This window comes from Accumulibacter sp. (genome assembly GCF_016789985.1).
In the GTDB taxonomy this organism is placed as follows: domain Bacteria; phylum Pseudomonadota; class Gammaproteobacteria; order Burkholderiales; family Rhodocyclaceae; genus Accumulibacter.
The window spans coordinates 1-8,712 of the sequence record NZ_JAEUOL010000266.1; the positions used below are offsets into that span (position 1 = coordinate 1).

At 65.3% G+C, this 8,712-nt stretch carries 8 protein-coding genes and 1 pseudogene; 3 read left to right on the forward strand and 6 right to left on the reverse strand.

Annotated elements, in window-relative coordinates; all coding sequences use genetic code 11:
• The 3 genes from JNK99_RS15080 to JNK99_RS15090 form a co-directional block, all read right to left on the reverse strand.
• Positions 1 to 551 (reverse strand): ATP-binding cassette domain-containing protein (locus JNK99_RS15080; protein WP_291854485.1); only part of this gene is annotated, 551 nt, incomplete at its 3' end.
• Entirely contained in the window at positions 551 to 1,663 is a 1,113-nt protein-coding gene (locus tag JNK99_RS15085; protein WP_291854487.1) for an ABC transporter permease, read from the reverse strand. The genes JNK99_RS15080 and JNK99_RS15085, both read right to left, overlap by 1 nt.
• A 126-nt stretch (positions 1,664 to 1,789) precedes the next feature.
• Positions 1,790 to 3,322 (reverse strand): Ppx/GppA phosphatase family protein, encoded by a 1,533-nt coding sequence (locus JNK99_RS15090; protein ID WP_291854490.1) that lies wholly within the window; start codon positions 3,320 to 3,322, stop codon positions 1,790 to 1,792.
• A gap of 467 nt (positions 3,323 to 3,789) precedes the next feature.
• Between JNK99_RS15090 and JNK99_RS15095 the strand changes: the two genes are divergently transcribed.
• Genes JNK99_RS15095 through JNK99_RS15105 form a run of 3 tightly spaced genes read left to right on the forward strand, consistent with a single transcriptional unit; the run spans position 3,790 to position 6,981 of the window.
• On the forward strand, positions 3,790 to 5,010 hold the full coding sequence (locus tag JNK99_RS15095) for an MFS transporter (protein WP_291854492.1): 1,221 nt from the start codon (positions 3,790 to 3,792) through the stop codon (positions 5,008 to 5,010).
• A gap of 12 nt (positions 5,011 to 5,022) precedes the next feature.
• Entirely contained in the window at positions 5,023 to 5,736 is a 714-nt protein-coding gene (locus tag JNK99_RS15100) for a GNAT family protein (RefSeq protein WP_291854494.1), read from the forward strand.
• Entirely contained in the window at positions 5,737 to 6,981 is a 1,245-nt protein-coding gene (locus JNK99_RS15105; RefSeq protein ID WP_291854496.1) for an FAD-binding oxidoreductase, read from the forward strand.
• On the opposite strand, the gene JNK99_RS15110 is transcribed toward JNK99_RS15105, so the two are convergent.
• From JNK99_RS15110 to JNK99_RS15120, 3 genes and pseudogenes are all read right to left on the reverse strand, one after another.
• Positions 6,878 to 7,462: a peroxiredoxin gene (locus JNK99_RS15110; RefSeq protein WP_291854498.1), complete on the reverse strand. Its 585-nt coding sequence runs from the start codon at positions 7,460 to 7,462 to the stop codon at positions 6,878 to 6,880. The two genes, JNK99_RS15105 and JNK99_RS15110, sit on opposite strands and share 104 nt — an antisense overlap.
• A gap of 76 nt (positions 7,463 to 7,538) precedes the next feature.
• A pseudogene (locus tag JNK99_RS15115) lies at positions 7,539 to 7,961 on the reverse strand (PaaI family thioesterase); the annotation flags it as partial.
• Position 7,962: 1 nt separating this feature from the next.
• Positions 7,963 to 8,712, reverse strand: a 750-nt coding sequence (locus JNK99_RS15120; RefSeq protein ID WP_291854500.1) for an acyl-CoA dehydrogenase family protein, incomplete at its 5' end; no start/stop codon positions are given.

Sequence of the window (8,712 nt, forward strand, 5' to 3'; positions counted from 1 at the left end):
AAGTTTTCGCTACGGTCGGGGTCGAGTCCGGCGGTGGGTTCGTCGAGTACCAGGAGTTCGGGCTCCAGCGACAAGGCACGAGCGAGCGCCACACGCTTGACCATGCCGCCCGACAGCTCGGCGGGCATCAGGCGAGCGTGACGGGCTTCCAGTTCCACCATGCCGAGCTTGAGCAGCACCAAGTCGGCGATCATCCCCTCGTCGAGAGTGTGCAGTTCCCGCAAGGGAAAAGCAATGTTGTCGAACACCGAGAGTGCCGAGAAGAGGGCTCCCTGTTGAAAGAGCATGCCGAAGCGGCGGCGGAGCATGCGCCGGCGCTCCGGGTCGGCGTCGAGCACCGACTCACCAAACAGTCTGACCGTGCCCCGGTTTGGCGCCAGCAGACCGACGATCTCGCGCAGCAAGGTCGTCTTGCCGCTGCCGGAGCCACCGACCAGGCCGAGCATCTGTCCGGCTTCGATGTCGAGATCGATATCGCGGTGAATCACGACATCGTCGAACTGCGTGCATAGCCCGCGAATTTCAATCGCTGGCGGTTGCGGCGCGCTCATCAGGGCAAACCGAGGTTACGGGTCAGCACCGCGAAAACCGCGTCAACCAGAATGGCCACGGTGATCGAGCTCACCACCGAACTGGTGGTCAGCGCCGACAGACTTTCGGTGTTGGGTCTGACGCGCAGTCCGCAGTGGCAGGCGATGAGTGCGATCAGAAAGCCGAAGACCAGCCCCTTGCTCAAGCCGATCCAGACATTGGCGACCGGCACCACACGCGGCAGGGCGTCGATGAAGAAACCATAGGACAAGCCCATCTGCAGTTTGGCCGCGACCATGCCGCCGAGGATGCCGGCGGCCGAGCACCAGATGACCAGCAAGGGCATGGCAACGGCCAGCGCCAGCACCTTGGGCAGCAATAGGCGCTGGCTGCGGGACACACCCATGGTGGCCAGGGCATCGATCTCCTCGGTCACGCGCATGACGCCGATCTGGGCGGTCATCGCCGAACCGGAGCGTCCGGCGACCAGCACGGCGACCAGCACCGGACCCAGTTCGCGCACGATACTGATGCCGAGCAGATTGACGATGAAGACATCGGCGCCGAAAGTCTTCAATTGCAGCGCCGACAGGTAGGAGAGGACGATGCCGATCAGAAAGCCGATCAGGGCGGTCACCGGCAGGGCCTGCGCACCGCTCTTGTAGAGGTTGGCCGAAAACTCGCGCCACGGAATCTCGCGCGGATGCCGGCAGAGGTGCGCCAGGTCCAGTATCAGTTGGCCGATCAGCGCGACGATTTCCCCCAGGTGACTGGCGGCGACCAGCGATAAGCGGCCCAGCGCACCGAGCCAGGCCAGCCGATCAATCGGCGGCGGCACTTCAGGTTCGGAGCGAACCGCCGCGCAGCGTTCGAGCAGCAGGCGATGTGCCTCGGATGCCGTCAGCGAAGCCGGCCACCGCCGTCCCCAGCAGCGCCAGAGCAGCGTCCCGCCGGCGCTGTCCAGGCGCACGATCGATCGCAGCTCCCATGCCGGGTCTCGCGCAGCCAGTTGGCGCAGACGCCGCTCCAGCTCGGCGATCGACCCTGACATGGTGGCCAGGGTCCAGTCACCGGACAGCAGGACTTGTGCCGTGCCGTCGCGTTCGATCAACTCGATGATGATCCCGGTCATGGTCGTCTCACTGGCCTTTGGTGGAGTTGCACCGCCACCGGGTTGCCTTGGTCGCTGACCTGCGCACGCCCGGTCGATCGTCAGTTCGTCATGCCCTGTGTGCATGCCGGCATTGCGATTCTCCGACTAGGATTTCTGCAAAAGCTCCAGCTGCACGGTTTTCTCGTCCGGCACCCGCCTGAACTTCATCTTGATGCCGATGCGACGCCAGAACAGGGTTTCGTCCGACAGCGCGGCAGCGGTCATCGGATTGGCAGCGGGCCAGCCGATCGGCAGGTTGAGCTCGAAACCGACCGGCGATTCGCGGACCGACAGCTCTGGTAGCGGACAATCGTCGCGCGCACGATGCAGGAGTGCCGCCAGGCGAAGACAGAAGAGCAGGCGCCAGTTCGGGTCCCCGGCCGGCATCGCTGCCAGCTTTTGCAGTTTGCCGCGCTGTCCGAGCACGAGCAGGGCGAGGCGTGCCTGATCCCGCTTCGAAAAACCGGGCATGTCGGCGTGACCCAGGATGTAAGCGCCGTGCTTGTGAAACTCGGTGTGCGCCACCGACACGCCAATCTCGTGCAGGGAGACCGCCCAGCGCAGAAAGTGCACATCGTTTTCATGCTCCGGCGCGTCGAGCTTGAGCAGTTGGCCGAGAAGAAGCAGCGCCGTCCGTTCGACACGCCGCACCTGCGTCTCGTCAACCTGGTAGCGCTGCATGAACTGGGCGACGGTGGCGTCGCGCGTATCGTGCTGCTCGAATCGTCCGAGCAGGTCGTAAAGCACGCCCAGAGGCAGTGCGCCGTCGGAATAGGTCATGCACTCGATGCCCAGTTCCGAGAACACTGCCGACATGATGGCAATGGCGCCGGGCAGGATCATGTAGCGGTCGCTGCGCATTCCCTGCAGGTTCAAGGCCTCGGCCGACCCCGCGCGAATGAGCAGTTGCCGCAGTCTGGCCAGCCCCTGACGACTGATGCCGCTGACCCCCTCCGGATTCAGATCGTTCGTTTCGAGAATGGTGGTAATCTCCTGCGCCGAACCGGACGAACCGACGGCCTCTTCCCATCCCAGGCGCTGGTAGTCGGCAACGATCGCTTCGATCTCACGCGCCGCCGAGACCTCTGCAGCGTAGAAGCGCTTCTTGTCCACCTTGCCCTCCGGAAAGAAGCGCTGCCGGTAACTGATGCCGCCCATGAACAGCGACTCCATGAGCAGCGGTTCGGTGTCGTGGCCGACGATGAACTCCGTCGACCCGCCGCCGACATCGACTACCAGTCGACGGTGAGTGGCAGCCGGCAGGGCGTTCGCCGCGCCGATGAAAATCAGGCGTGCCTCCTCCCGGCCGCCGATGATTTCGATCGGAAACCCGAGAACCGCTTCGGCCTGCAGCAGGACCTGCGGCGCATTTCTCGCCACCCGCATGGCGTCGGTCGTCACCGCCCGCACGGCTTCCGGCGCAAAACCGCGCAAACGCTCGCCAAAACGGCGCAGGGCTTCGATGGCGCGCTGTTGCGAAGCATGATCGAGCAGTTTCTCGCGGGTCAAACCGGAGCCGAGCCGCACCGTCTCGCGCAGCATGTCGAGGGTGTGGATCTGGTCGCCAACGATTCGCCCGACCTGCACGCGAAAACTGTTGGAACCGAGGTCGACCCCGGCAATCAGTTCATAACTCATGGCTGTTGGCTCTCGTTCGCTCGGCAAAAAATTGGCTCAGGCCAGACATTCTAGCATCGCCGGCCGGCGCTTCCCGCGGTGCACCAGCGATGGGGTGCAATCGAGAGCCCTGGTGGTGACGGCAGGCGTCTGCTGGGACGCGATCCGGCGAGCTGGGTGGCACGGAAAATGCCACGAATGGCCCATAGCCCGACAATGCGCAAGCCATGCGGAATCTTCGCGTGACCTGCGCCAACGACGGGCGGCAGCAGGATCGGACGGCCCACGCCCAAGTCGCCTGGACTCCTTCGGGCAATGCTTTCGATTGCGTCCGCTGCCGCGCAAGCCTGGCACAAGTTTCGGCCGGGCCTCGTGCGCCCCCGCCGGAGCGGCGAATTTCGCCTGGTCGCAGCGCTTTTCGGCCTGCCCGCAAGCAACTGGGCCTACAATTCGGGTTCTGCATACTCTCGCCGATTGCCCGCCACTCGATGTTCCGAACACTCAACACTCCTGCCCTGTGGGCCGTCACCCTGTCGGCCGCCGGTATCCTGATGGTGACCATGGGAGCAAGGCAATCGCTGGGCCTTTTTGTCTCACCGCTGAACACCAGCACCGGCCTCGGCGTGGCGTCGATCAGCCTGGCTCTGGCCATCGGACAGTTTACCTGGGGTGCCGTCCAGCCGCTGGCCGGCGCTGCCGCCGACCGCTACGGACCCGGTCGCGTGCTGATCGGCGGGCTGTTGCTGCTGGCTCTCGGCAGTGCGTTGACGCCATTCATGAGCAGCACCTGGGGACTGATCGTTTCGCTCGGCCTGCTCTCGGCAATCGGCTCCGGGGCCGGCAGCTTCTCCGTGCTGATCGGCGCTTCGAGCCAGCGACTGCCACTCGAGGCACGCGGTACCGCTTCCGGGGTGATCAATGCCGGTGGCTCCTTCGGCCAGTTCGTTTTCGCCCCGCTTCTGCAGTCGCTGATTCAACTGCTCGGCTGGATCGGTGCGATGTGGTCGCTGGCCGTTATGACCCTCGGCGCCTTGCCACTGGTTCGCGTACTGGCCAGCCCGGTCGAGCCTCCCGCAGCGCGGGACAATGTGGAAACGAGCCTCTGGCAGAGTTTTCAGGGCGCGATGACCGACCGCAGCTACCACTTCCTCAATCTCGGATTTTTCACCTGCGGTTTCCACATCGCCTTCCTCGTTACCCATCTGCCGGGCGAGGTCGACCTGTGCGGGCTGCCCAGCACCGTGGCGAGCTGGGCGCTGGCAATCATCGGCCTGTCCAACATCGTCGGCAGCCTCTACGCTGGTTCGTGCGTCACGCGCTATCGCAGCAAGTACGTGCTCTTCTGGATGTATGCTTCGCGGGCACTGATGATCCTGCTCTACCTGCTGGCTCCGAAGACCGAGCTGACCTTCTACGTTTTTGCCGCCGGCCTCGGCTTCACCTGGCTGGCGACCGTGCCACCGACGGCAGCCATCGTCGGCAAGCTGTTCGGCGTGCGCTACCTTGGCACCTTGTTCGGCGTGAGCCTGCTGGCGCACCAGATCGGCGCCTTCTTCGGCGCCTACCTTGGCGGCATTGCGCTGACCCGCTTCGGCGACTACTCCTGGATGTGGTATGCCGACATGGTTCTGGCGGCGGCGGCAGCCTTCTGCAATCTGCCGATCAGGGAAGCACCGCTCACGGCACCGCTGGCCAGGCCCGCCAACTGAGGCAGGCAAGGCGTGTCTTCGCTGACCTTCCCCGGACAGCCGGTTGGCGAGTTGCTTACCGGCTGGCAGACACCGGCGCAGCCACCCGGGCAAGTACTGGTGGGGCGCTTTGCCAGCCTCGAGCCACTCGACGCCGAACGGCACGCCGCCAGCCTGCATGCGGCCAACAGCGACGACCGTAACTGGACCTATCTGCCGTATGGCCCATTCACCGGGTATGCGGAGTATCGGGAATGGATCGAGACGAGCTGCCGCAGTCGCGATCCCCTGTTCTACGCAATCATCGAGCGCACCTCCGGGGCGGCGCTCGGCGTCGCCAGCTACCTGCGCATCGTCCCGGCCAGCGGCTCGATCGAGGTCGGCCATCTCAATTTCTCACCTCGTCTGCAGCGTACGCCGGCTGCCACCGAGGCGATGTACCTGATGATGAAACATGCCTTCGAACTGGGTTATCGGCGCTACGAATGGAAGTGCGATTCGCTCAATGCCCCGTCGCGCGCCGCCGCGCTGCGCCTGGGCCTGTCATTCGAAGGAATTTTCCGGCAAGCCGGCGTGGTCAAGGGCCGCAATCGGAACACCGCCTGGTATGCGGCGATCAATGGCGAGTGGCCAGCCTTGGCCGCGGCTTTCGCCCGCTGGCTCGATCCGGCCAATTTCGACCCTGCCGGAAATCAGCGCATCGCCTTGTCGGCGCTCACCCGACAGGCTCTATCGGGGACCCGCTAGTTGCTGCCCGCAGAAGCCGACTTCCTGGTTATCGGCGGCGGCATTGCCGGTGCTTCCATCGCCTGGCACCTCGCCACGCATGGTCGCGTCATCGTGCTCGAACGCGAGGCGCAACCCGGCTATCACTCGACCGGGCGATCGGCCGCCATGTTCGCCGAGAGCTACGGCACCCCCCAGGTGCGCGCGCTCACCATGGCCAGCCGCGCCTTCCTCGATACCCCGGCGCAGGGCTTTGCCGGGCAGGCGCTGCTGACGCCACGTGGCGCCTTGCTCGTTGCCACCCATGGACAGGAGGAACTGCTGCAACAGACCTGGCTGGCCTTGCGCGCCGGGGGCAACCAGATCCATCTGCTCGGCCGCGACCAAGCATGCGCCATGCTGCCCGTCCTGCGCAAGGAAAGAGTGATCGGCGCGATCCATGACTCCAGCGCCGCCGATCTCGACGTCGATGCGCTGCATCAGGGCTATCTGCGCGGCCTGCGCCGGCAGGGCGGCAGGCTGGTCTGCAACGCCGAGGTGACAGCGCTGCAGCGGATCGATGGCGGCTGGCGGGTAGGCGCCGGGGGTGCCGAGTACCGTGCGCCGACCGTGGTCAACGCGGCAGGCGCCTGGGCAGACCGCATCGCGCAACTGGCCGGCATCACGCCAATCGGCTTGCAACCTCGCCGCCGCTCAGTTTTTCTCTTTCCGCCGCCGGTCGGGCTGGACACGACGCACTGGCCGCTGGCAATCGGCCTGGCCGAAGACTGGTACTTCAAGCCGGAGGCCGGTCTGCTGCTTGGTTCGCCAGCCAATGCCGACCCGGTCGAGCCGCAGGACGTGCAGCCCGAGGAACTCGATATCGCGACCGGCATCCACCGACTGACGGAAATGACCACCCTGACCATCCACCGCCCGACCCACACCTGGGCCGGCTTGCGCTCCTTTGTCACCGACGGCGACCTGGTCGGCGGCTTCGATCCGTTGCACCCCGGTTTCTTCTGGTCGGCGGCGCAGGGCGGCTACGGCATCCAGACTTCGCCGGCGATGGGTGCCAGTTGTGCCGCCCTGGCCCGCGGCCTGCCGCTCCCGTCACAGGTGGCGGCGTTCGGCCTGACCGCCGGGATGCTGAGCCCCGCGCGCCTGAGGTCCGGCAGCACCGTCACTGGTGCGCGGTCCGGGACGCAGACACAGCCCCGCGCAGCCAGAGAAGAACCTCCTCGGCATTGCGATCCGGCGGAAACACCGGATAGAAGACCTTTCTGATGCGACCGCTCTCGGTGATCAGCGTCAGTCGTTTGAAGAGGCGCATTCCCGCCACTTCAAAAGTCGGCAAACCGAGCGCGCACTCGAGGCGCAAGCTGGCGTCGCTGAGCAGTTCATAGGGCAGGCGCAGCCGGTCTCGCGCTTCGCGCTGATATTCGACGGTCTGGGCACTCAGGCCGAAGACCCCTGCGCCGAGCGCGCCCAGTTCGGCAAAATGGTCGCGAAAGCTGCACGACTGCGGGGTGCAGCCGCGCGCGCCAGGGATGTCGTCCCAGCCATCGGGCAGCGGCACATCGGGTCTACCCGTCATCGGATAGACATAGATCACCCAGAGTCCGCGCAGACGGCCCAGGTTCACCATCGAACCATCGGTACCCGGCAGGTCGATTTCCGGCAACGAGCGGTCGGGCAGGTGTGCTGCAGCACCATCGTCCAGCGGAATGGGCAGGTTCGTCGGCAAGGGAAAATAAGCCTCAGCCATCCCTCTCCTCTTCCGTTGAATTCCGCATCACTTGCCCACTCCTGTCGGTACTGCCCGCGCCGGGAATGGGCAGCGGCCACAGTATCATCTGCGTACAACGAAACAAGGCCAGGCGCCGGCCGTCCTCGCTGCTCACCTCGGCATCCCAGACCTGCGTCGTGCGACCGCTATGCACGGCGGTCGCTGCACAGAGCAGGACGCCCCTGGTCAGCGTACCCAGAAAGTTGGTCTTCAACTCGACCGTCGTGAAACCTACAGCCCCGACCGGCAGGTGGGCAAAGGTGGCATAACCGGCACTGGTGTCGGCGAGCGCGACAACCGTCGCCGCGTGCAGGAAGCCGTTCGGCGCCAGCATTTCGGGACGGATGGACAAGCGGGAATTCAGCCGGCCCGGCTCGACGCCGAGCACTTCGATGCCGAACCAGCCCGGCAGGTGTCCGGGAGCGCGTGCATTGAGCGCCGCAACGCTGTACTCGGGACGCAGAACGTGACGGTTCATGCTAGTCGCCGGCCACCGCGCGACCGATCACCAGCCGCTGGATGTCGTTGGCGCCCTCGTAAATCTGGCAGACGCGCACGTCGCGATAGATCCGTTCGACCGGGAAATCGCTGACGTAACCGTAGCCGCCGAGAATCTGGATGGCGTCGGAGCATACCCGTTCGGCCATTTCGGAGGCGTACATCTTGGCCATCGAAGCTTCCTTCAGGCAGGGTTTGCCAGCATCCTTGAAGGTCGCGGCGCGCCAGACCATCAGGCGGGCGGCGTCGATCTGGGTGGCCATGTCGGCCAGACGGAAGCTGACCGCCTGATGCTCGATGATCGGTTTGCCGAAGGTCTCGCGCTCCCTGGCGTACTGCACCGCCGCTTCGAAGGCGGCACGGGCCATGCCGACCGACTGGGCGGCAATGCCGATGCGGCCGGCTTCGAGATTCGACAGGGCGATCCGGTAACCGTCGCCCTCCCGACCGAGCAGGCAGGAAGCCGGGATCCGGCAGTTCTCGAACAGGATCTGTGCGGTATCCGAAGCGCGCTGGCCCATTTTCTCCTCGATGCGGGCGACGACATAGCCGGGAGTATCGGTCGGCACCAGAAAACAGGATATGCCCTTCTTGCCGGCCGCCTTGTCGGTGACGGCGAAGACGATCGCCACCTGCGCATACTTGCCGGTGGTGATGAACTGCTTGACGCCGTTGAGGATGAAATGATCGCCGTCGCGGTCGGCCCGGGTGCTGATCGCCGCCGCGTCCGA